Source organism: Streptomyces sp. NPDC006207 (genome assembly GCF_040613835.1).
In the GTDB taxonomy this organism is placed as follows: domain Bacteria; phylum Actinomycetota; class Actinomycetes; order Streptomycetales; family Streptomycetaceae; genus Actinacidiphila.
Map to the genome: position 1 here is coordinate 157803 of NZ_JBEXSX010000011.1, position 23703 is coordinate 181505.

The 23703-nt window shown below is 74.8% G+C and carries 16 protein-coding genes; 8 read left to right on the forward strand and 8 right to left on the reverse strand.

The window, feature by feature from the left end; translation table 11 throughout:
- Positions 1-167 precede the first annotated feature (167 nt).
- Positions 168-614 carry a hypothetical protein gene (locus ABZ312_RS12060; RefSeq protein ID WP_500331208.1) on the reverse strand — a complete coding sequence of 149 codons (447 nt, stop codon included), beginning with the start codon at positions 612-614 and terminating at the stop codon, positions 168-170.
- A gap of 128 nt (positions 615-742) precedes the next feature.
- Here ABZ312_RS12060 and ABZ312_RS12065 point away from each other — a divergent pair, with 128 nt between their 5' ends.
- Entirely contained in the window at positions 743-1900 is a 1158-nt protein-coding gene (locus ABZ312_RS12065; RefSeq protein WP_499510395.1) for an ROK family transcriptional regulator, read from the forward strand.
- 213 nt (positions 1901-2113) lie between these two features.
- Complete coding sequence (locus tag ABZ312_RS12070; RefSeq protein ID WP_500331206.1) at positions 2114-3736, forward strand: alpha/beta hydrolase; 1623 nt, start codon at positions 2114-2116, stop codon at positions 3734-3736.
- A 55-nt stretch (positions 3737-3791) separates the two neighbouring features.
- On the opposite strand, the gene ABZ312_RS12075 is transcribed toward ABZ312_RS12070, so the two are convergent.
- Complete coding sequence (locus ABZ312_RS12075) at positions 3792-4556, reverse strand: GntR family transcriptional regulator (protein WP_500331205.1); 765 nt, start codon at positions 4554-4556, stop codon at positions 3792-3794.
- 260 nt (positions 4557-4816) lie between these two features.
- Between ABZ312_RS12075 and ABZ312_RS12080 the strand changes: the two genes are divergently transcribed.
- Positions 4817-5563, forward strand: a complete 747-nt coding sequence (locus ABZ312_RS12080) for an SDR family oxidoreductase (protein ID WP_500331203.1) — start codon at positions 4817-4819, stop codon at positions 5561-5563.
- A 9-nt stretch (positions 5564-5572) separates the two neighbouring features.
- Here the strand turns inward: ABZ312_RS12080 and ABZ312_RS12085 are convergent, their stop codons facing one another.
- Positions 5573-7384: a tetratricopeptide repeat protein gene (locus ABZ312_RS12085; protein ID WP_500437474.1), complete on the reverse strand. Its 1812-nt coding sequence runs from the start codon at positions 7382-7384 to the stop codon at positions 5573-5575.
- A 201-nt stretch (positions 7385-7585) separates the two neighbouring features.
- Positions 7586-8503, reverse strand: coding sequence for an RNA polymerase sigma factor SigJ (sigJ, locus tag ABZ312_RS12090; protein ID WP_500331199.1), 918 nt, complete (start codon positions 8501-8503; stop codon positions 7586-7588).
- A gap of 212 nt (positions 8504-8715) precedes the next feature.
- On the opposite strand from sigJ, the gene ABZ312_RS12095 reads away from it, so the two are divergent.
- Positions 8716-10167: an NCS2 family permease gene (locus ABZ312_RS12095; RefSeq protein WP_500331198.1), complete on the forward strand. Its 1452-nt coding sequence runs from the start codon at positions 8716-8718 to the stop codon at positions 10165-10167.
- A 129-nt stretch (positions 10168-10296) separates the two neighbouring features.
- Here ABZ312_RS12095 and ABZ312_RS12100 read toward each other — a convergent pair whose 3' ends face one another.
- The gene (locus tag ABZ312_RS12100) at positions 10297-11214 is read right to left on the reverse strand and encodes an EamA family transporter (RefSeq protein WP_500437476.1); all 918 of its coding nucleotides are present in this window, start codon (positions 11212-11214) and stop codon (positions 10297-10299) included.
- Positions 11215-11262: 48 nt separating this feature from the next.
- Between ABZ312_RS12100 and pdxR the strand changes: the two genes are divergently transcribed.
- From pdxR to ABZ312_RS12115, 3 genes are all read left to right on the forward strand, one after another.
- Positions 11263-12750 (forward strand): MocR-like pyridoxine biosynthesis transcription factor PdxR, encoded by a 1488-nt coding sequence (pdxR, locus tag ABZ312_RS12105; RefSeq protein ID WP_500437478.1) that lies wholly within the window; start codon positions 11263-11265, stop codon positions 12748-12750.
- Positions 12751-12907: 157 nt separating this feature from the next.
- The gene (locus ABZ312_RS12110) at positions 12908-14146 is read left to right on the forward strand and encodes an MFS transporter (RefSeq protein ID WP_500331193.1); all 1239 of its coding nucleotides are present in this window, start codon (positions 12908-12910) and stop codon (positions 14144-14146) included.
- Between the two features lie 50 nt (positions 14147-14196).
- On the forward strand, positions 14197-14958 hold the full coding sequence (locus ABZ312_RS12115) for an N-acetyltransferase (RefSeq protein WP_500331191.1): 762 nt from the start codon (positions 14197-14199) through the stop codon (positions 14956-14958).
- Here the strand turns inward: ABZ312_RS12115 and ABZ312_RS12120 are convergent.
- From ABZ312_RS12120 to ABZ312_RS12130, 3 genes are all read right to left on the reverse strand, one after another.
- Complete coding sequence (locus ABZ312_RS12120; RefSeq protein ID WP_500331190.1) at positions 14955-16796, reverse strand: glycoside hydrolase family 15 protein; 1842 nt, start codon at positions 16794-16796, stop codon at positions 14955-14957. The two genes, ABZ312_RS12115 and ABZ312_RS12120, sit on opposite strands and share 4 nt — an antisense overlap.
- Positions 16797-16961: 165 nt before the next feature.
- Positions 16962-19886 carry an ATP-binding protein gene (locus ABZ312_RS12125; protein ID WP_500437480.1) on the reverse strand — a complete coding sequence of 975 codons (2925 nt, stop codon included), beginning with the start codon at positions 19884-19886 and terminating at the stop codon, positions 16962-16964.
- Positions 19883-21721, reverse strand: coding sequence for an HSP90 family protein (locus ABZ312_RS12130; protein WP_500324921.1), 1839 nt, complete (start codon positions 21719-21721; stop codon positions 19883-19885). The genes ABZ312_RS12125 and ABZ312_RS12130 overlap by 4 nt, the downstream gene beginning before the upstream one ends.
- 282 nt (positions 21722-22003) lie before the next feature.
- Here ABZ312_RS12130 and ABZ312_RS12135 point away from each other — a divergent pair, with 282 nt between their 5' ends.
- Positions 22004-23587, forward strand: coding sequence for an alkaline phosphatase D family protein (locus ABZ312_RS12135; RefSeq protein WP_500324923.1), 1584 nt, complete (start codon positions 22004-22006; stop codon positions 23585-23587).
- The last annotated feature ends 116 nt before the right edge of the window (positions 23588-23703 follow it).

The following is a 23703-nucleotide window of genomic DNA, read 5'->3' on the forward strand; positions in this document are numbered from 1 at the left end:
GCCCCCCGGGTACGGCACGGCGCCATGGCGCCGGAATCACTGGGTCAGCCGTCCGCGCCGTGTGTGCCGGGCCCCGGGGCGGGAATCGTCGCGCATGACGACACATCAGGCCGTTGCGGACAAAGGGTAGTGGGGGTGCGGCGACCGCGTCGAGGAGTGCGACGCGGTCACGGTACGACCGCGGCGTCGCCGACGGCGGCGATGAGCTGGAAGGGCAGTTCAGGGTCCCCCTGGCCGACGCACACCCCTATCCAGCGGTCCCCGACGCGCCAGGCCCATGCCTCGCAGGCGTAGCCGCACAGGGTGTCCAGCGGCGGCGGAACCGGCTCACCGTGGAAGGAGCGTTCGAGGTGGGCGGCGAGGTCGACCGTCTCGGGCGCGCCCCAGCGTTCGGTGAGCACCTCGACCAGGGCCTGACACTCGGCCTCCATGTCGTCCTCGACCTGCCCTCTGTACCCGGGGTCCCCGTCCGCGTCCCAGAAGTCCTCACTGATCCGGAGGTCCGTTATGTGGTGGCCGGGGCCGCTGTCGACCGCGCCGCAGCGCTCGCGCCGCGCCGGGAAGGGGCGGGCGCGCAGCGCGTCGACGACGGCCACGTGGCCGGGCAGGTCCATGGCTCCAGTAAACCCCGCGCCTGTGACACTTGACATCGAGTCAGTAACCCTGTGCCGGAGCTACTCGCCGCGGGCCGCCGGGACGGGTACGATCCGGCCAACACGCGCGCAAGCTGGGAGGACGTACGTTGGGGCGGCTCACCGGCGGGGACCCGTCCCTGCTCCGGCGGATCAATTCCGCGGTGGTGCTCCATGCGCTGCGCGGCGAGCCCGCCGTGAGCCTGACCGAACTGGTGCAGACGACGGGGCTGTCACGGCCGACCGTCGAGGGCGTGATCGAGGGCCTGACGGAGTCGGGCCTGGTGGTGGAGGCGCCGCAGGAGCCCGGTGACGCGCGCAAGCAGGGCCGTCCCGCGCGCAGGTTCCGCTTCCACGCGGAGGCGGGGCACCTGCTGGGCGTGGAGATCGGGGCCCGGGAGATCCGGACGTTGCTGTCGGACCTCAGCGGTCGCGTCCTGGGGTCGCTGGCGCACGACGTCGCCGACACCCTGCCGGCCGAGGAGCGCCTGGAGCGGGTCCGCGGCACCGTCGCCGAGCTGCTGCGCAAGGCCGGCGTGGCCCGCAGCACCCTGTGGGCGGTCGGCGTGGGCAGCCCGGGGATCGTGGAGACCGACGGCGCGGTCCGGCTGAGCACGGCGCTGCCCGGCTGGACGGGGCTGCCGCTGGGCGAGCGGCTGCGCCGGTCGTTCCGCTGCCCCGTCCTGGTGGAGAACGACGCGAACGCCGCCGCCGTCGCCGAGCACTGGAAGGGCGCGGCCGTCGGCACCGACGACGTGGTGTTCGTGCTGGCGGGGCTGAGCCCCGGAGCCGGGTCCCTGATCGGGGGCCGGCTGCACCGCGGCTTCGGCGGGGCCGCGGGCGAGATCGGGGCGCTGCACCTGCTGGGCCGGGAGGCCCGGCCGGAGCGGCTGCTGTCCACGACGGGGACACCGCTGCACCCGCTGGACGAGTCCGCGGTGGCCGAGGTGTTCGCGCTCGCGAGGTCGGGCGACGTCCAGGCGCGGGAGGCCTTCGACCGGTTCCTGCAGCGCCTGGTGCACGACGTGGCGGCGCTGGTGCAGGCGATAGACCCGGAACTGGTGGTGATCGGCGGCTGGGCGGCCGGACTGGACGGCGTACTGGAGCCGCTGCGCACGGAGTTGGCGCGCTACTGCCTGCGGCCGCCGGAGGTGGCGCTGTCGGCGCTGGGGCACGAGGCGGTGGCCACGGGGGCCCTGCGGCTCGCGCTGGACCACGTCGAGGAGCAGTTGTTCGCGGTGGCCAGGACCTCGCTGCTCGGCCGCTGAGCGCGCGACGCGAGCCGGGCCGCACCACCATCGGCCGGCCCCCACCGGCCCGCCCCACCGCCGACCACGCGAACCACCGGCCAGGGCAATACGGGCGAAATTCCGCGGCTCACCGGCCTGCCTGCTTGGCCCGTTTGTCCGACCAGCCGACGATCCGTCGCATCGGCGAGCGTGCCGCGCCGGCGGGCGCGGCCGGCGAAAGGGCGTCCCCTCGTGCGGCGAGCAGTGGTCCTGGCAGTGTCCCTGGTGCTGGCGGCCGGCGCGGCGACCGCCCCGGCCGCCGGGCACTCCCCGGATCCCCTGGTCGCCGAGCAGCTGCGGATGGCGGGGGCCACGGTCGCGGCCCGGACGGCCGGGGCCACCAGGATCGTCTTCGGGGCGTGCCCGGCGGACAGCGGGCTCAAGGCGCCCGTGCAGTGCGGCACCGTCCGGGTGCCGGTGGACTACGCGGAGCCGGGCGGCGCGACGATCGGCCTGCTGGTGAGCCGCTTGCGCGCGGCGGGCCCGGCCTCGGTGCGCCAGGGTGCCCTGGTGTTCAACCCGGGCGGCCCCGGCTCGTCGGGGCTGTGGTTCCCGGCGGTGGGCCGGCCCGGCGTGGGCGCGGTCACCCGCAAGGTCTGGGAGACCGCGGCCAGGACGTACGACCTGGTGGGCTTCGACCCCCGCGGGGTCGGCCACTCCGCGCCGCTGTCCTGCCAGGACCCGGCGGGCCACCAGCGCTCCCCCGGCCCCGATCCGCGACTGCCCACCGCCGCGGTGAAGGCCGCCAAGCGTGCGGAGGCCCGGCGCACGGCCGACAACTGCGGCGCGCGAGGCGGCGCCCTGCTGCGGAACATGCGCACCGCGGACCTGGCACGGGACCTCGACGTCATCCGCGCCGCCCTGGGCGAGCCGCGCCTCAACTACTACGGCGTCTCCTACGGGACGTACCTGGGCGCGGTGTACGCCACCCTCTTCCCCTCGCACGTGCGCCGCATGGTCGTCGACAGCGTCGTCAACCCCGACCCGCGCGGTGTCTGGTACGGCGCCAACCTCGCGCAGGACGTGGCCTTCGAGCGCCGCTGGGCGGACTGGCGCACCTGGGCCGCCGGGCACGACCGCGTGTACGGCCTCGGTGCGACACCCGGGCGCGTGCAGGCGAGCTTCGACCGGGCGATGCGGATGCTCGGCAAGCGCCCGGCCGGCAAGGTGGGCGCGGGCGAACTGCACTCGGCGGCGGTGCAGGCCGCCTACTACGACCAGCGCTGGGCCTCCTTCGCCCATCTGCTCTCGCGCTACCTGCACGGTGACGACGACCCGCTCGTCGACGCGGCCGCCCCGGACCCCGGGCAGGCCAAGGACGAGGAGAACAGCGAGGCGGTCTACCTGGCGGTGGAGTGCTCGGACGGGGCATGGCCGCGCGACTGGAGCGTGTGGGACCGCGACAACTCACGGATCGCGCGCCAGCGTCCCTTCGAGACCTGGGCGAACGCCTGGCTGAACCTGCCCTGCGCCTCGTGGCCGGTCCAGGGCGGGCGGGCGGTGGACGTCGGGGCGCGTCCCGGGTCGGGGCTGCCGCCGGTGCTGATCGTCCAGTCGGAGCGGGACGCGGCCACACCGTACGAAGGCGCGGTCGAACTGCATCGCAGGCTGCCGGGCTCCCGGATGATCACCGAGGAGGGGCGGGGCTCCCACGGCCTGATCAGCTTCTGGAACGAGTGCGTCACCGCGCGCGTCGACCGCTACCTGATCTCCGGCGCCACCGGGGACCGGGACATCCGCTGCTCCGGGCACCCGCTGCCCGCACCCTCCGGCCGTGATGGCGCCGAGGACGCCAACACGGGCCGCTTCTACTGACCGGACGGACCGGGCGGACCGGGCGGACCGGGCGGCACGGACGCCGGAGCCGGGTTCACGACGCGGCGGCGTGCCGCTGCTGGCCGTGGTGGGTGATCTCCATCGCGCCGCTGTCGCCGAAGGTCAGCCGGCAGGTGTCGGCGCGGTAGGTGGCGACGGCAACGGCCGCGACACGTCCACCGCTGAAGTAACGGGTGGTGACGACCAGCACGGGGGCGCCGGGCAGCCGGTCGAGCTGCTTGGCGTCCTCGGCGCGGGCCGAGCCCAGCTCCACGGCCCGGTCGTCGCCGTCGAGCCCGAGGACGTGCAACTCCCGCAGGACAGCGGGGGCGTGGCCGGCCGGCGTCAGGTCGCCGGCGAGGCCGGGGACGGAGGCCCGGGGGACGTAGAGCAGCTCGGTGGCGACGGACTGGCCGCCCATCGCGCGGACCCGGCGGACGGTGTGCACCGCCTCGTCGGCGTCGGTGCCCAGCACCTCGGCGACCGCGGTGGGGGCGACGGCCTCGACGCAGCCCACCGTCCGCCACGCGTCACCCGCGGCGCCGGGCCAGCTGCCGCTCGACGGGCCGACCGAGACGCCCACGCGCGGCGGTGCGACCGTGGTGCCGACACCGCGGCGGCGCTGCAGGCGGCCCTCCAGCTCCAACTGCTCCAGGGCCTGGCGCAGGGTCGCCCGGGCGACACCGAAACGGGCGGCGAGCTCACGCTCGTTGGGCAGGATCTCACCGACCGTGAACTCGGAGTCGAGGGCGTCGATGAGGACGGTCTTGAGGTGCCAGTACTTGGGCTCCGGCACGTTCTCGAGCTGCGTGGTCCCCACCCTGTCCTCCGCAATCGGCCTGACGCCGTCCGGGGTTTGTTCAGCCTTGTTTCCGAACGGCTCTTTATTAAAGGTTCTTGCACTACTAGGCGACGATAGAGCTGCCCTCCGACTTGGTCAAGACCAATACTCAGGGGCCCGGCCGCGTCCGGCGGGCACGGTCGCGCGGTGTTCACGAGGTGTTCGCGCCCGTCATGGGCCCGTCATGGGGCGTTCGCGCGCTGGTAGCGTTCGTGATCACGTCGAGTGAGGGAGCTGGCATGGGTCCGGTCACGGTGGTCACCGGAGGCGGCCGCGGCATCGGTGCGGCGGTCGCGCTGCGGCTGGCCCGCGAGGGGCACGCCGTCGGCATCGGTTACGAGAAGGACGCCGACGCCGCCGAGGACGTCGCCCGCAAGGTCCGGGACGCGGGCGCGCGCTGCGTCGTGGTGCGCGTCGACACCAGCGACGCCGGACAGGTGGACACGCTCTTCGACACCGTGGGCGAACAGCTCGGCGCGGTGACCGGCCTGGTCAACAACGCGGGCGTCACGGGGCCGCTGGGCCGGTTCACCGAGACCCCGGTCGAGGTCATGCGCCGGGTGATCGACGTCAACGTGATGGGCGCGATCATGTGCGCCCGCCGCGCGGCGCTGGGGATGTCCACCCGGTACGGCGGCCAGGGCGGCGCGATCGTCAACATCTCCTCCGGTGCCGCGACGCTCGGCGGCCCCGGGGAGTACGTGCACTACGCCGCCAGCAAGGCGGCGGTCGACGCGCTGACCGTGGGCCTCGCCAAGGAACTCGCCCCGGACGGCGTGCGCGTCAACTCCGTGCAGCCCGGCATGATCGTGACCGACATCCACGCCGCGATGGGCGACCCCGAGCGGCCCTGGCGCAATCCGGACCGCGTGCCCATGCGGCGGCCCGGTGAGCCGGACGAGGTAGCCGGCGCGGTGGCCTGGCTGATGTCGCCGGACGCGTCGTACACCACGGGCGCGGTGCTGCGCGTCGCCGGCGGCCTGTAGCGCCGCCCGCTACTCCCGGGCGGCGGCCTCCGCGTCGATCGTGCGCAGCACGTCGGTGGCGAGAGCGGCAACCTGCGGGATCAGCTCCGGGGTGGCGAGGGCGAGGTGGCACATCGACCAGGTCAGGGTGACGACGCGGCTCCGCCTCGCCTCCAGGGCGTCCAGCAGGCGGCGGCCGACGAGTTCTGCCGCGTCCTTGCGCACGGCGGGGTCGGTCCAGGCGGTCGCGACGATCGCGAGCGCGGCCGCCTCGCACACCCAGTCCTCGGCGTTGTCCAGCACGTCCACGAGGAGCGCACGGCGCCGCGAGACGGCCCAGGGCTCGTCGCTGCGGTGGTGCGCCAGGCCCAGGCACGCCCACACCTGCACGCACCGTATCCACAGGTCGGGGGCCTGGGCGGAGAGCGCGCGGCCCAACTCGTCCTCGCGCGGGGCCGGCGGATGGACCAGCACGCCGAGCAGGTCCTCGGGGTCGAGCCCGGAGAGCGCCACCGCGTCGTCGTAGGCGGCGACCAGGTGCGGCCAGCCGTGCCAGGCCAGGCGGCGCACCGCTTCGGCCGCCTCCGGGGACGGCGGACGGACGGCGGGCCGCGCGGTGGTGCCCTCGTAGGCCCAGAGCGCGACCTCGACGGGGCGCGGGGCGATCCGCAGGTCCGGCTCGGGCACGGACTGGATCTCGGTGACCGCGTTCGGGTACGCGGCGCGCAGCGCGAGCAGCGCGCTCGGCGGCTCCAGGGCGGAGACGGTGAGCGTCAGTCCGGCGTCCGCGGGCACGGACTGCCCGAGCGCCTGGTGCAGCAGGCTGACCACGGCCTCGTTGCCGCCGGGTATCCAGTTCAGCCACGGCGTCCCCTGGCTCAGCCGGGCGAGCAGGTCCGCGGCGAAGCCGTGTCCGGGTTCGGCCCGCAGATGGTCGGCGAGGGCCACCAGGTGCCGCAGGTCCGGCCGCACCGCGTGGCGCAGCGCGTGCACCGCGGGTCCCGCCTTGGGGTGCGCGGAGTCGGCGGCCAGCGCCCGCTCGGCCCACGCCACGCCCTCGGCGGGACGGCCGAGCGACCCCAGCAACTCGGCGACGTCGACGTACAGGTCGAGGTCGGAGGGGTCGCGGGCGACCTCGCGCTGCCAGACCTCCAGCGCCTGCTCGGGGCGGCCGGCGCTGCGCAGCGCATAACCGAGCATCACCGCGGCGGGGTGGGAGGGTTCGAGCTCGTACGAGCGCCGTGCCCAGCCCACGGCCTCCTCGGAGCCGCCCATGCGGCGGGCGAGCGTGGAACCGCACCAGAGCAGCATCGTGTGGTCGGGGTGGCGCGCGGCGCTCGCGCGGACCAGGTCGAGCAGCGGCAGCAGCGGGCCGCGCCGCTCCTCCTCCACCGGGTCGGGCAGTTGCGGCGCGACGCGCGCGGCCGCCCGGGCCACGGTGTCCGGCGCGACGAGGTCCGCGATGTCGGGGCGGCGCAGCCACGCGACGTCCAGCCAGGGCCGCTGCGGCTCGTGCCCGGCGCACTGGGCGAGCAGGCCGACGGCCTCGTCCCAGTGGCCCGCGACCGCGCAGAGGTGGCCGCGCGCGGCCACGGTGCCGATGAACGCCCGCTCCTCGGGGGCGAAGTACGTCAGCGCCGCCTCCGCGCCCCCGACGCTCGCGGCGAACTCGGCCATGGCCTCGTGGGTCTCGGGGAGCGCGGGGTCACGCGCCAGCGCGTCCTCCAGGTGCCGGGCGGCGTGCTCGAGGTCGCCCCCGGCCAGCGCGATGCGCGCCGTGGCCACTTCGCCCTCCGCCTCCAGGCGCGCCCCGTCCTCGTGGCCCTCCGGATGATCGTGCACAGCCGCTCCCCGCCTCGCTTCGCTCGTGGTGCCCCCGCCCCCGGGGCACCCTAACCGACGGCGGCGAACCGCCTGTCGGAGTGCCTCGGCGGGAAGTCCGTGGGGAGGCGGGCCTGATGTTCTGGACCCCCGCATTACTTTCTCCTCCCGTTCACGGAGACGTGGCTGCGGGAGGACCGCCGCCGCGTGCGGGACCGGCGGTCAGGCCCTGCCCTTGTCGCGGAGGACGGGGGCCGCGGTGGCGACGCCGGTGAGCTTGCCGGGGTTGGTGAGGAGGTAGACCGTGGAGACGAGGCCGTCGGTGACCTCCAGGCTGAACACGGTGTGGGGGCGGCCGCGGGAAGTGACGACGATCGACGGGACGCCGTTCACCTCGCGGAAGGCGAAGGCGGGTTCGGCGATCGGGGTGGGCGCGATGGCGTGCAGGAAGCGGCCGACCTTGCCGGCGGTCTCGATGACCCGGAGCGGGGCGCGTTGCACGCCGCCGCCGTCGCCGAGCAGACGCACGTCGGGGGCGAGCAGGGCGAGCAGCCCCTGGAGGTCGCCGCCCACCGCGGCGGCCAGGAAGCGCTCGGTGACCCGGGCGGTCTCGGCGGGGTCGGCGTCGTAGCGGGGGCGCTTGTCCTCGACGTGGCGGCGGGCGCGGCCGGCGAGCTGGCGTACCGCGGGCTCGGTCCTGTCGAGGACCGCGGCGATCTGCGCGTACGGGAACGCGAAGGCCTCGCGCAGCACGAACACGGCGCGCTCCAGCGGGGAGAGCGACTCCAGCAGGACGAGGACGGCGAGCGAGACGGACTCGGCGAGGACGACGCGTTCGGCGGCGTCGGGCACGGTGTGCCCGAATTCGGTGGCGACGGGCTCGGGGAGCCAGGGACCGGGGTAGGACTCGCGGCGCGACCGCACCTGCCGCAGGCGGTCGATGGCGAGCCGGGTCGTGGCGGTCACCAGGAACGCCCGCGGGTCGCGTACGGTCGCGCGGTCGGCGGCGGCCCAGCGCGGCCAGGTCTCCTGCACGACGTCCTCGGCGTCGGCGAAACGGCCGAGCATGCGGTACGCGATCCCCGTGAGCAGGGGCCGGTGCCGCTCGAACTCCTCCGCCGCGCTGTCCTGGTCGCCCACGGTCCCCATCCCACCGGACGGCGGGAGGGCATGTCCAGGCAGGACGCCGCTGCGTGCCGGTTTCGACGCCGGAGTCCGGGTGCGGCGCCCAGCGGTGCCGATTCGTTAACACAAGGAAACGGATTCAAAACCCGAGCGGGCGTTCCGGCGTACACAATCCCCCCAGCCTCCAGCAGCTTTATCCGGTTGCCGTACCGACCCCGAGGAGCACCATGTCCGCTCAGGCCACCGACGTGGCGAAGGGCTCTCCGCCACCACCACCGCAGAACGCACTGGACCGCTACTTCCGCATCGGGGAGCGCGGGTCGACCTTCGGCCGCGAAGTGCGCGGCGGTTTCGCCACCTTCTTCACGATGGCCTACATCCTCGTGCTGAACCCGATCATCCTGGGGAGCGCGAAGGACAAGTTCGGCCACGTCCTGTCGACCGGTCAACTGGTCACCGCCACCGCGCTGGTGGCGGCGGTCATGACGATCGTCATGGGCGTCGGCGGCAACCTGCCGCTGGCCATCGCGGCGGGCCTCGGCCTCAACGCGGTGGTCGCCTTCCAGATCGCGCCCATGATGAGCTGGGACGACGCGATGGGCCTGATCGTCATCGAGGGCCTGGTCATCTGCGTCCTGGTGGTGACCGGGCTCCGCGAGGCGGTGATGCACGCGATACCCCAGGCGTTGAAGCAGGCGATCAGCGTGGGCATCGGCCTGTTCATCGCCTTCATCGGCTTCGTGGACGCCGGTTTCGTCAGCCGCATCCCGGACGCCGCGAACACCACGGTGCCCGTGCAACTGGGCGGCAGCGGGGCGTTGTCGGGCTGGCCGGTGCTCGTCTTCTGCCTGGGGGTGCTGCTGACGATCGCCCTGCTGGCCCGGAAGGCGAAGGGCGCGATCCTGATCAGCATCGTCGCCATGACGGTGCTGGCGATCGTGGTCGACGCCGTCGCGGACGTGAAGAGCTGGGGACTGACCACCCCCAAGGTGCCCGACGACGTGTTCGCCGCACCGGACTTCGGGCTGCTGGGTCACTTCAGCCTCTTCGGCGCCTTCGCCGAGGTCAGCTTCATCACGGTGGTGCTGCTGGTCTTCACCCTCATCCTGTCGGACTTCTTCGACACCATGGGCACGGTCGTCGGCATCACGGCCGAGGCGGGCCTGCTGGACGAGGAGGGCAAGGTCCCGAACCTGGGCCGGGTCCTGCTCATCGACGGTGCCGCGGCGGTCGCGGGCGGCGCGGCCTCCTCGTCGTCGAACACGGCCTACATCGAGTCGGCGGCGGGGGTCGGCGAGGGGGCGCGTACGGGCTTCGCCAACCTGGTCACCGGCGGCCTGTTCGCGGTGGCGCTCTTCCTGAGCCCGCTGCTGACGATCGTGCCGCTCCAGGCGGCGGCGCCGGCGCTGGTCGCGGTCGGCTTCCTGATGATGACCCAGGTCAAGAACATCGGCTGGGACGACTTCGAGATCGCCATCCCGGCCTTCCTGACAATCGCCGTGATGCCCTTCACGTACTCGATCACCAACGGCATCGGTGCCGGATTCATCGCCTTCGTGCTGCTCAAGGCCGTGCTGGGCAAGGCCCGTCAGGTGCACTGGCTGCTGTGGGCGGTGTCGGCGCTCTTCGTCGTCTACTTCGCGATCGACCCGCTCGAACAGTTGCTCGGGGTCAAGTAGGGCCCAGTGGGCCGCGGGGGCCGATGCGGCCTCCCGCGGCCCCACGATGAAGACCCCGACCGGGACGGGGGCCCCCGGTCGGGGCCGCTGGCCGGACCGGCGCTCCGCACGCGGCCCGTAACTGTCGAACTACCGGCGCAGGGCGCGAGTTCCCGCCCGTTCCGGATCCCCGGGTGTGACGTGGCCCACGCCCGCGCCCAGCGCGACCCCGCCCGCGACCAGCAGGCTGCCGGCCAGCTGCCCCGTGCCGTACGTGCCGACGCCGGCGAGCGGCGCGGTCAGCGCGGCGGAGACCGGGATCAGCCCGGAGAAGAGCGTGGCCCGCTCGGCGCCGATCCGCTGGACGCCCGTGTACCAGCAGACGAAGCCGATCACGGTGGTGACCGCCGCCTGCCAGCCCAGCGCCAGCGCCTGCGCGCCGGTGGGCGCCGGGAGGGCTTCCGCGCCGTCGAGGGCCACGCCGAGCAGTGCCGCCTCGGCCGCGGCCATGCCGCACACGCACGCGGACAGCAGCTTCGGGCCGAGCGGCCGCAGCACCGGCACGGCCAGCACTGCGAAGGCGACCTCGCCGCCGAGCGCCGCCAGCGACCACAGCAGCCCGGCGACGTCGGTGGCGCCCCAGCCCTGCACCACGAACGCCCCCGCCGCGACCAGGACGGCGGCCGCCGTCACCCGGGTCGCGGGGCGCCGGCCCTCCACGGCGGGCACCAGGACGGCGACGACGACGGGCGCGCAGCCCACCAGCACCCCGGGCACGGCGGGTTCCGCGGTGCGCTCGGCGCCCAGCACCGCGAGGTTGAAGGCCACCATCCCGGTGGCGGCCAGCAGCGCCAGCCGCGCCCACTGCCGCGGGGCGAGCGCGCGGAGCCGGGGCCCGGCGCCGCGCCGGGCGACGGGCAGCAGGAGCAGGAAGGCGAGGCCGTAGCGCAGTGCCTGTCCCCCGGCGTGGGGGTAGCCGACGAGGATCCCGGACGCGGTGAAGGAGCCGCCGACCAGGACGCAGGCGAGGGCCGCGAGCAGCGCCCCGCGGCGGTACGAGAGATCCATGCCAGGCACGCTAGGAAGGTCCGCCGGTCCGGTTTAAGGTCCAATGCGATGACGGTTACGGGGACCAGTGGGGGCGGGGACGCCGGCGAGCGCGGTGCGGGTGGTGGGGGCGGCGGAGGCGGCGGTCCGTGGACGGCCGCATGGGAGCTGCTGCTGCCGACGGCCGCCGCGCCCGCCCGGCGACGCGGCCGGGTGCTCCAGGCGGCGCTGCGCGAGGCCGTCCGCACGGGGCGGCTCGCCGCGGGCACGCCGCTGCCGTCGAGCCGTGAACTGGCCGCGGATCTGGGGGTGTCACGGGGGCTGGTCACGGACGCGTACGCGCAGCTCACGGCAGAGGGGTACCTGCTGAGCCGGCAGGGTGCGGGAACGTGGGTGGCCGGCGCCGTGGCGCGGCCCGTCGCCACGGTGCCGGACGGGGCCGCCGTGGACGAGCGGGGCGGTCCGGCGGACTTCCGTCCCGGAGTGCCGGACCTGGCGCTGTTCCCCCGGGCGGCATGGGCGGCGGCGCACCGGCGGGTGCTCGGGCGGCTGCCGGACCTGGCGCTGGGCTATCCCGATCCGCGCGGGCTGCCGGAACTGCGCGGCGCGCTCGCCGACCTGCTGGCCCGCCGGCGCGGGGTGGCGGCAGGACCGGGGCGGCTCGTGGTGTGCTCAGGTGTCTCGCAGGCGCTGACCCTGCTGGGGCTGGTGCTCGCCGGGCGCGGTGTGCGGTCGTTGGCGGTGGAGGACCCGGGCAGCCCGGAGCAGGCGGCGCTGTTCGCGGCCGTGGGCCTGACGGCGGTGCCGGTCCCGGTGGACGCGGACGGGCTCGACCCGGTGGCGCTCGCGGCGTCCGGCGTCCGGGCGGCGGTGGTGACGCCGTCCCACCAGTTCCCCACGGGGACGGCCTGTCCGCCGCGGCGGCGGGCCGCACTGCTGGAGTGGGCGCGGCGCGTGGACGGCCTGCTGGTCGAGGACGACTACGACGGCGACTTCCGTTACGACCGGGCCCCGGTCGGCGCGCTGCAGGGGCTGGCCCCCGACCGTGTGGCCTACGCCGGGTCGGTCAGCAAGACGCTGGCACCGGGCCTGCGGCTGGGCTGGCTGGTGGCGCCGCCGGACGTCGCGGAGGAGGCGGCCGCGCGGAAGCGGACGATGGACCTGGGCAATCCGGTGACGGAGCAGGCGGTGCTCGCCGAGTTCGTCCGCTCCGGTCGGTACGACCGTCATCTGCGGCGCTGCCAGCGGCGGTACCGGGAGCGCCGGAACGTCCTCGTGCGGGCGTTGGAGCGGCACTTCCCCGGCGCGGAGGTGTCGGGGATCGCGGCCGGCCTGCACGTCGTGGCCACGCTGCCCGAACGCCACGGCCCCGAGCCGGCGTTCCTGGCGCGGGCGGCACGGGCCGGGGTGACGCTGCGGCCGCTGTCGTCGTACACCGCCGGGACCGGCGCGGGGCAGGCGGAGGAGGACGGCCGGGTACGGCTCGTGCTCGGCTACGCGCACCTGTCGACGGGCGACATCGAGACCTGTGTGCGTGTGCTCCGCGCGAGCGTTTGATCTCGATTCGGCAACAGCAGGTTTGAGCGGGGAATACCCCCTTATCGCCGAGCCTCGTTGCTTGATACACATGGTTCCGCGCGTTCCTGTCCGTCGATGGGCGCACTCCCCCCACCTGCTCGCCGTGCCTTCGGCCGTCCCTCACCCAGGAACGCCCATGTCTTCGCGGACCGCGCCCTCGCGCGCCCTGCTGCCGCTCGTCGCGCTCTTCTGCGCCGGCTACCTCGCGCCGTACCTCATGCCGACCGTCGTCGGCCGTCTCACCACCGGTCTCGCCCTGAGCGGTTCCCAGGCCGGGGCGGTCGGCAGCACGCTGCTGCTCGGCTCGGCCTGCGCCGGGTTCACGCTGGCCTCGCGGGTCGACCGGATCGGCCGGGCGCGGCTGGCCCGGTACGGCCTGCTGCTGATCGCGAGCGGCTTCACGACGGCCGCGGCCACCGGCCACGTGCCCCTGGTGGTCCTCGGCTGCGTCGCCGGCGGCTTCGGGTCCGGTACGTCGACCGCGGTGGCCGCCGTCGGCATCGCCGGTGAACGGGAGCCCCACCGGGTCACGGTGCTCGCGCTGCTGACCACCTCGGCGACGGCCGGGGCGCTGTACCTCGTCCTGCCGCGGCTCGGCGGGGGCCACGCCCTGCCGTTCGCGGCCATCGCCGCGACCGCCCTGCTCGTCCTCCCGCTGACCCGGCGGCTGCCCGCGCGGCCGTGCCCGCGGACCACGGCCGTGGCGCGGCACACCGGGCTGCCGCTGCCGCACCCGGGCGCCGGGAGCGTACTCGCGGCGTCGATGCTGTGCTGGTCACTGGCCCAGAACGCGCTGTGGGGGGTGAGCGGACGCATCGGGCTGGACCGCGTGGGCCTGTCGGAGGCCGCGGTGGGCATGGTGTTCGCGGTCGCCCTCGGGGGCGGGCTGCTCGGCGTCGTGGCCGCGGGGGCCCTCGGGACCCGCATCGGGCGCGCGGTGCCCGTCGGCCTGGGCACGGTCGTGATCGCCGTGTGCGTGGCGGCCAGCGCCTCGGCCCGCGGCGCGGTCGCCTTCGCGGTCGGCGAGGTGCTGTGGAACACCGTCCACCCGGTGGTGCTCTCGTACCTGATCGGCCTGGCCGCCGCGCTCGACCCGCGCGGCCGCTGGGCGGTGTACGCCGGTTCCGCGTCCTCGCTCGGGGTGGCCTGCGGACCGCTGACCGGCGCACTGCTCGGCGCCCGGCTGGGCTTCCCGGTGATGGGCGCCGTCCTGGGCTGCCTGCTGCTCCTCGCCGCCGTACCGCTCACCGCGGTGGGCCGGGGCGCCGGTTCCGGGACCTGGGGCCGGGGCGCCGTGGCGGCCGGCCGTCGCGCCGCCGCCGCGGTCGTGGCCCGCTCGGACGTGGCCCGCTCGGACGTGAGCCGGGCGGCCTGAGGGGAAATCGGGATGCCGGGGCGGTGGCGCGTCTGGCAGGGTGCCACCTCGTGAACGACGACATCGGCACCCTCCGCATCACCCCGCTCGCCGAGCGCCCCGCCCTGGTCCCCCGGCTCTGGGAGATCACCGGGAACTGGCCGGCCTTCGTCCCCCAGGACCCGGTCGCCGGGGCCCTGTTGCACCGGGTCGCCGAGGACTTCCCGCGGTACTGCGTCGTCGCCACCGACGGCGACCGCGTCGTGGCGCGCGGGTTCGCCGTCCCCTTCGACGCCACCCGCGAGGGCCGCGAGGAGACGCCCGACCAGGGCTGGGACCGCGTCCTGATGTGGGCGTACGGCGACCTGCGCGACGGGCGTCCGGCGACGGCCGTCAGCGCGCTGGAGATCACCATCGACACCGGGTACCTGGGGCGCGGCCTGTCGCACCGCATGGTGGCCGCGCTGCGCGACACCGCACGGGACCTGGGCCACGACGCGCTGCTCGCCCCGGTCCGGCCCACGGCCAAGCACCTGCGTCCACGGCTCCCCATGACCGAGTACGTCGGCCTGCTGCGCGAGGACGGGCTCCCCGAGGACCCCTGGCTGCGGGTGCACGTCAGGGCGGGCGGCGTCGTCGTCAAGGTCGCGCCGGCCTCCATGACGGTCAGCGGGACGCTGGCCCAGTGGCGGCGCTGGACGGGGCTCCCCTTCGACCGCGACGGCGCCGTCGAGGTGCCCGGCGCCCTGGTCCCCGTGCACTGCGACACCGCGCACGACCACGCCGTGTACGTGGAGCCCAACGTGTGGGTCAGGCACGGAACGGGCGGTTAGCCCAGCGCCCGGTCCAGGTTGAAGGCGGCGCTGATCAGGGCCAGGTGCGTGAAGGCCTGCGGGAAGTTGCCGCGCAGTTCGCCGGCGCGGTCGATCTCCTCGGCGTACAGGCCGAGGTGGTTGCCGTACGTGAGCATCTTCTCGAAGGCCAGGCGCGCCTCGTCCTCGCGCCCGGCACGGGTGAGGGCCTCGACGTACCAGAAGGAGCAGATGGAGAAGGTGCCCTCGTCGCCGGGCAGGCCGTCCGGGCTCGACAGGGGGTCGTAGCGGTAGACCAGGGAGTCGGAGACGAGGTCCTTGCCGAGGGCGTCGAGCGTCGAGAGCCACTTGGGGTCGGTCGGCGAGATGAACTTGGACAGCGGCATCATCAGCACCGACGCGTCCAGCACGTCCTCGCCCTCGCTCTGGGTGAACGCGCCGCGCGCCTGCGACCAGCCGTTCCTCATGATCCGCCGGTAGATGGCGTCGCGGGCGCCGTACCAGCGCTCGCGGTTGGCGGGCAGGCCGCGGTGGTTCGCCATGCGGATGCCGCGCTCGATCGCCACCCAGCACATCACCCGCGAGTACAGGAAGTTCTTGCGGCCGCCGCGGGTCTCCCAGATGCCCTCGTCGGGCTGGTCCCAGTTGTCGCAGACCCAGTCCACGAGTTCGCAGACGGTGTCCCAGTGGCTGCTGGAGATCGGCTTGCCCCACTTGTCGTACAGGTACAGGGAGTCGATGAGCTCACCGTAGATGTCCAGCTGGAGTTGGTGGACGGCGTTGTTGCCCACCCGGACCGGTGCGGAACCCGCGTACCCCTCCAGGTGGTCCAGCTCCCGTTCGGGCAGCTCGGAGCGGCCGTCGATGCCGTACATGATCTGCAGCGGGCCGGCGGTGCAGCGGGGTCCCCCCATGCAGATGCGGTCCGACAGGAAGTTCATGAAGGCCTCGGCCTCGTCGGTGAAGCCCAGCCGGAGCAGCGCGTAGACGCAGAAGGCCGCGTCGCGGATCCAGACGTAGCGGTAGTCCCAGTTGCGCTCCCCGCCGATGCGCTCGGGCAGGCTGGTGGTGGGCGCGGCGATGATGGCGCCGGTCGGCGCGTAGGTGAGCAGCTTGAGGGTCAGCGCGGACCGGTGCACCATCTCGCGCCAGCGTCCGCGGTACCTCGACTGGGAGAGCCAGTGGCGCCAGTAGCGCACGGTCTTCTCGAACTGGTCCTCCGCCTCGGTCAGCGGGCAGCCGCGGGGGCCGACACCGTCGCCGACCTGGTCCAGGGCGAAGACGGCGGTCTCGCCCTCGGAGAGTTTGAACTCGGCCCACACGTCCCGGCCGTCGTTCTCCAGCGGCACCGAGCAGGTGAGGGCGAGGGTCTGGGCCGGGGTGGCGAAGAGCGCCTGCATCCCGTTCATGTGGACGGTGTGCGGCACGCTGCCGTACTCGAAGCGCGGCGCCACCCGCATCCGGAACGGCAGCACGCCCCGCACGCAGACCACGCGGCGGATCAGGCGGTGCCGGTCGGCCTCGTGGGAGTCGTCGACCACGGGCATGAAGTCCTGCACCTCGCCCATGCCGTCCTCGGCGAAGAACCGGGTGATCAGCACGTTGGTGTCCGGGAAGTAGAACTGCTTGGTGCGCGCGGGCACGTCCGCGGCCAGCTCGAAGCTGCCGCCCCGGTCGGCGTCGAGGATCGAGGCGAAGATGCTGGGGGCGTCGAAGCGCCCGGAGCAGTACCAGTCGATGGTGCCGTTCGTGCCGACGAGCGCGGCGCTGCGCAGGTCGCCGATGAGCCCGTGGGCGGCGATCGGCAGGTACCGGCCGTCGGCCGGTGGGAACTCGGGCCGGAGGGCTTCGGCTGTCACGGTGGCCTCCTCGCGTACCGGGAAGCGGCAAAAGCCACCATTCAGACTAACCCTCCATGGCCTGCTCCTTCTCGGTCGGGACCGTGCCGGCGGCCGGGCCTACGCCTGCCCGGCCTGTGCCTGCCCGGCCTGCGCTTCCCCGGCGTGTGCCTCTCCGCCCTCCGCCTACTCCGGTCCGGCGGACCGCTCGCCGACGTATTCGAGGACGGAGCGCGCCTCGGCCCGCCGCTGCCGGGCGACCTCGTCCTCCTGGCCGCCCTCCTCGCCCTCGTACAGGGCGATCACGGCCCGGGCGCGCTCCGCGGCCGCGGTGTGCCGTCCCAGATCGGCCTCGAGCCAGGCGGCCATCAGCTGGGCCGCGCTGCGCGCGGGACCCGGTTCGAAGACGGCGACCGCACGCTCGGCGCAGGCCAGGCCCTCCTCGTACGCGGCGCGCGCCGAGCCGTCCGTGTCGCCCTCGCCGGGCTCGCCGGGGCAGGCGCGGACGACCAGTTCGCCGGTCTGCCGGTGGGTCCCCGCCAGTTCGGCGCGCAGGTGCGCCGCGGCGTCCCCGTCACCGGCCGCCGTCGCCGCTGCCAGCGCCTCCTCGGCCACCGCGACGGCCTCGGCCATCACCGAGCGGCCCACGGCGAGACCGCCCTGGCCGTCGTGGAGGGCGAGCCAGGCCCGGGCGCGCAGCGAGCGGACGAGGGGGACGGGACGCTCCAGGGCACGCCAGAGGTCACCGGCGCGGGTGTACGCCTGTGCGGCCTCGCCGGCCAGCCCGGCCCGTTCCAGGCAGTCGGCGGCGAGGTTCGCCAGGACGGCGTGGTCCTGCTGCTCCTCCCAGCCCTGAGCGATCTCCGCGGCCAGCAGGAACTGCTCGGCGGCGGCGCGCGGCTCGTCCAGGTCGCGCAGTGCGTCCCCCAGCCACCAGCGGGCCTGGACGACGCGCCCGTCGTGGTGGGCGCGCACCAGGTCGGGCAGGGCGGTCTCCAGGACGGTGGCCGCCTCGGCGGACCTGTCCTCGCGCAGCAACGCCCCGCCGAGCACGAGCCGTGCCCAGGCGCCGAGCTCCTCGGACATGTCGCCCTCGTCGGCCCAGTGGGCGCCCTCCAGGGCGTGGTCGGCGGCCTCGGCGTCGGCGCCGCGCTCGGCGAGCGCGGCGGCGAGCACGGTGTGCAGGTGGGCCCGGTGCACGGGGCCCAGGACCGCGGCGCCGTCCTCCAGCGCGGCGCGGGCGGACCGCTCCGCGCTGGTGTGGTCGTCCTTCTGGAGGGAGAGGTCGGCGAGGAGCGCCTCGGGTTCTGCGGCGTGCCACGGGGTTCCGGCCTCGTGGTGGAGGCGCGCGGCCCGCGCGAAGAGCTCGGCGGAGGTCGCGACGTCGCCGCGCGCGGCGGTGTGCCGGGCGTGCAGCGCGATCGCGTCGGCGAGCCGTCCGGCCATCCGGTCCTCGTCGCGGTGCTCCTCGGCGAAGGCGATGACCCGCAGCAGTTCCGCCTCGCCCTCGGCGCCGGGCGGCCGGACGTGGAGCCGGGCCAGCCAGGCCCCGGTGAGCTGGCGGGCGGTGGCCCGGCCGGTGCCGTGCAGCTCGCGCAGGGCATCGACGGCCGCGTCGAGCGCGGTCAGGGCCTGGCCGCTCTGTTCCGCGACGGCCACCGCGTAGGCGGCGCGGGCACGGCAGGCCGCGGCCTCGCCGGGCTTGCCGGCCGCCTCGAACAGCCCGGCGGCGGTGTCGAAGAGCGGTACGGCGGTGCCGGGGTCGGTGAAGGCGTCGATGCCGGCGTGGTCGGCGATCTCGGCGCGGGACAGGTCGTCCAGGGCGGTGCCGGTGCTGTCCGCGGCACGGCCCGCGGTGGCCCATGCGGCGCCCGCGCCGGGGTGCTGGGCGGCGCTGAGCCTGCGGGCCTCGGCGAGCAGCGCGGGGACGTCCTCGGCGCCCGCGGGCACGGCGGCCGGTGCGGGCTGCGGGCGGGCGGGCGCGGTCAGGCGCTGCCGGGCCCGGACGCCCAGCGGGAGCCGCTCCACGAGGGGCTCGGCGCCGAGGCGCTCGCGCATGCGGCGGCTGACGGCGTCGTTGCCGTTGCGGGCGTCGAAGCGCGCGGCGACCGCGGCGGCCTCGCGCTCGGCGTGGGCGAGCAGCGTGCGGGCGGTCCACTCGGTGCCGGCCGGGCCGGGGACGCCGCGGTCGGCGTGGCCGAGGGCGAGCAGGCGGCGCATCAGGAGCGCGGTGACGACCAGGTGGTCCATGAGCGTGTCGGGGTCGCCGGTGTCGGTGAAGTACGCGGGGTGCTCGGCGAGGATCTCCAGGGCCCGTGCCTCGTTGCCGGTCAGGGCGCAGAACTCGACGTGGGAGGAGACGGCGCCGCGCATGCTCTCCATGGAGCGCACCAGGCGGTGGCCGCGCAGGTGGTGGGCGCGTGCCTCCTCGAGCCGGCCGAGCCGGACCAGCGGCAGCAGCGAGGACGCCAGCACGTTGTGCGGTTCGTGGGCGCAGGTGTACTGCCCCGTCAGGACCGGCTCCCAGGTGCTCAGCGCCTCGTCGTCACGGCCGCGTTCCACCTGCCAGCTGCCCTGGCCGTGGAGTTCGCAGGCGTGGCAGTCGGCCATGCCGTCGCGGTCGGCGGCGAGCCATGCAGCGTGGGCGGCCTCGGCGCGGGCGGTGTCACCGACGTGCCGGGCGATGCGGAACTCGCCCTGGCGGACGGCGCGTTCGGAGTGACCGGCGAGGCGGTAGCGGTGCTCCATCTCGCGGTGCCACTTCTCGATGGAGGCGAGCGGGACGTCGGGCTGGTCGAGCATGCCGTTGGCCACCCACTTGAAGATCCAGTGCAGGTGGTGGGTGTTCGCGCCGTCGAAGTCCCCGGGCCGCTCGTCCCACATGCGCAGCAGGCGGGCGAAGGGCACGAAGAACTTGTCCTTCTCGCTGCTGTAGGCGTAGGCGTTGGCGAGGTTGAACAGGGCCTCGAGGAGCAGCGGGGTGTCCCCGGTGGCCTCGGCCTCGGCGACGAGCCGCTCCGCGCCGGCGTTGCGGGCGCGGCCCTCGGGCTCCTCCCGGTTGTGGTGCAGGGCGCGGCGTACGGTCTCGACCGCCGGGTCCTGGGTGCTCATCGGCCGTCCTCCTGTTCGGCGTCGGCGGGCTTGCCGGCGGGGCTGTCGGCGGTCTGCGCCGCCCACTGCAGCAGGCCGAGGAAAGCGCGGTTGAGGAGCGCGGAGTCGGCGGGGCGCAGCGGGCGCTGGGCCATCAGCAGGGCCTGGCCGTACAGCGCCTCGGCGGCGGTGCCGACGAGTTCGGGGTCGGTGAACCCGCTGATCCGCCGGACCAGCGGGTTGAGGTGGTTCAGGACGAGCCGGGCGCGCGGGGCGCCGCCGCGCAGGGAGCCGAGGATGCCCGCCCACAGCTCGTCGGCCTGCTCCTCCTCCTCGGCGCGGGCGCGTTCGTGGCGGGCGGCCCGGTCGTCCAGGTGCAGCGCGGGGACGGTGATCGGGTGGAAGGTGCGCAGCGACACGTCGCAGCCGAGCGGGTCGAGCCTGGCGCGGGCCGCGGCGAGGAAGCCGGACAGGGCGAGTTCCTCGGCAGGGTCGACGGGGTCGAGGTGCGCGGTCACGGTGTCCGCGTCGAGTTCGGCGACGGCGGTGCCGGGACGCACGGTCGGCAGCAGCTCGACCAGGTCGGCGTCGTAGGTGTAGCCGCCGTTGACGACGCCGATGCCCTGCGCGGAGGCGATCGCGGCGACCTGCCGGTACTCCTCGACGGTGCGGGTGAAGTGGACGACGGGGTGGCGGCGGGCGAACTCCTCGAGCGACAGCTGCCCGTCGGTGGTCTCGAACGGCAGCCACGGCAGCATCGTGCGGAGCATCCCGGCGTCGTGCCGGGCGAGCGACTTGACGCCGAGGTGGTGGACGGCGAGGAACTGGGCGAGCCGTTCCCGGTCGCCCGCGGCAAGTTCGGTCAGCCAGCCGCGGATGCGCTCGCCGAGGGCCTCGCGGACGGCGGCGAGCGTCTCGTCGGCGTACAGGCTCTCCCGGGACGCGGTGGGACGCAGACTGTCGGTGTCGATCACGCAGCGGACGAAGAAGGCCCACTCCGGCAGGAGTTCGTCGGCCCGGTCGGTGAGCAGCATGCCCTTGAGGTGGACGCGGTGCCCGGCGCGCTGGGCGGGGCTGACCGCGGCGGGCAGGACGTAGCCGACGCCGCGCACGCCCGCGAGGGGGACGTCGAGGTCGATGACGTCGAGCGGGGTGAAGCCGAACTGCTCGTGGCAGTGCCGGGCGAGCGCGACCCGGCGGGCCGCCTGCCCGGGGTGCGGGCGCTCCCAGACCGGCGGGCGCTCGGTGACGGGCGTGTCGCCGACCCGCACGTCGTACGGCAGCAGGGACCCGAAGTCCTTGGCGAGGGCGAGCACACGCTCCTCGGCGAGCCACTCCCCGGCGCCCGGCCGGGCGGTCAGGTGGACGGTCGTACCGGGCTCGGGGTGGTCCTGCCGCGGCAGCGTGCGGACGGTGTACGAGCCGTCGTCACGGGCGGTCCACTCGACGGGCGGGGCGTCCGGGGTACGGGCGGACCGGCTGACGACGCGGATCTCCGCTGCGACGACGAAGCAGGCGAGCAGCCCGATGCCGAACTGGCCGAGGAACTCCGAGCGGGCGCTCTCCAGCCCGTCGCGCTTGGAGCTGCGTCCGATGGTGGCGAGCAGCTCGTGCACGTCGGACTCGGTGAGGCCGACGCCGGTGTCCGTCACGCGCAGCCGGCCGCCCTCGGCGTGCAGGAGCACCCGGGCGGGGGCGTCGGGCTGTTCGGCCCGGCGGGCGGTGATCGCGTCGACGCCGTTCTGCAGCAGTTCGCGCAGGTAGACCTTGGGGCTGGAGTAGAGGTGGTGGGAGAGGAGGTCCACCAGGCCGCGCAGGTCGACCTGGAAGGCGTGCGGTGTCTGATCTGCAGTCATCGTGGGGGCGCCGGTGCGTTCCCGGGGAGGGAGGACGGGGCGCGGGTAGGGCGATCGGGTGATCGCGGCCGCCGGATTCGGGACATCGTATGGCGGCGGAGCCCGTGGTTACCAGGGGGTTTCGCCGCACGCGACTCACGTGGGGGCGCACGGAGCGGGTGGGCGCCGCCGTACGGCGCGGGGCGGTTGTTCACTGGGCGTTCGGATCGACGGCACGCGGCGCGAGTAGGAACGTGGGGCGGACGCATTCCGGCGTGCGCGGCTGCGACGTGGGAGGTCGGGATGGCGGACGGATCCGGGAGCACGGTCGGGCGGCGGTCGGTGCTGAGGGGCGGGCTGGCGGCCTCCGGGGCGCTGCTGGTGCCCGCGGCGGCCGCGCCCGCGCTGGCCCTGTCGGGGAGGCCGGCGGCGACGTCGGGGGTGCAGACCGGCGACGTCACCGCGTCGGGCGGCCTGGTGTGGGTGCGCGCGGACCGGCCGGCGCGGATGGTGGTGGAGACCTCGGCGACCGGGTCGTTCCGGCACACCCGGCGCTTCCACGGCCCGGTGGTCGGCCCCGGCACCGACTTCACCGGGGTGACCCGGCTGCATGGCCTGCCGTCCGGTGAGCAGGTCCACTACCGGGTGCTGCTGGCCGACCCCGACGACCCGCGCCGCACCGGCGCGCCGGTGACGGGGACCTTCCGCACGGCGCCGGACGCACGGCACGGCGGGGTGCGCTTCGTGTGGTCGGGCGACCTGGCCGGGCAGGGCTGGGGCATCAACCCCGACATCGGCGGCTACCGCATCTTCGACGCGATGGGCGCGGTGGACCCGGACTTCTTCCTGTGCAGCGGTGACAACATCTACGCCGACGGCCCGATCGCGGCGACCCAGGCCCTCCCCGACGGCAGCGCCTACCGCAACGTCACCACGGAGGAGAAGTCCAAGGTCGCCGAGACGCTGGCCGAGTTCCGCGGCAACTTCCGCTACAACCTGCTCGACGAGAACCTGCGGCGCTTCAACGCCCGGGTGCCGTCGGTCATCCAGTGGGACGACCACGAGGTCCGCAACAACTGGTACCCCGGCGAGGTGATCGCCGCCTCGGACCCGCGCTACACCGAGAAGAGCGTGGACGTCCTCGCGGCCCGGGCGCGGCGGGCGTTCGCCGAGTACTTCCCCCTCTCCTCGCTGCGGCCGGACGGCGCCGGCCGGGTGTACCGGGTGCTGCGGCAGGGTCCCCTGCTGGACGTCTTCGTCCTCGACATGCGCACGTACCGCAACTCCAACTCCCCCGACGACCAGGCCCACGACCCGCAGGGCATCCTCGGCCGCGAGCAGTTGGAGTGGCTGAAGCGGGAGCTGTCGCGGTCGCGTGCGGTGTGGAAGGTGATCGCCGCCGACATGCCGCTCGGGCTGGTGGTGCCCGACACCACGGAGGGCCGGCCGAACATCGAGGCCGTCGCGCAGGGCGACCCCGGCGCGCCGCTCGGCCGCGAGCTGCAGATCGCCGAACTGCTGCGGTTCGTCAAGCACCGCAGGATCACGGGCACGGTGTGGCTGACCGCCGACGTCCACCACACCTCGGCGCAGCACTACCAGCCCTCCCGCGCGGCGTTCACGGACTTCGAGCCGTTCTGGGAGTTCGTCTCCGGTCCGCTGAACGCGGGTGCCTTCCCGGCGAGCGCGCTGGACGGCACCTTCGGCCCGGAGCGGGTCTTCGTGAAGGCCCCGACGGCCTCGAACGTCTCGCCCGCCGAGGGCTACCAGTTCTTCGGGCAGGTCGACATCGACGGCCACTCCGGGGACATGACGGTGCGGCTGCGGGAGCAGGACGGCTCGGTGCTGTTCACGAAGGTGCTCCGGGCGGGGCTGGTCGGACAGTAGCCACCGACGGCAGCGGGGGCGGCGACGGGCCAGGGAGTCCCAGGCGGGGCCGATCACGCTGCCGGCCTCGACACCCGCGTCCAGACGCACACCGGGGCCGGTGGGCGCGTCGAAAC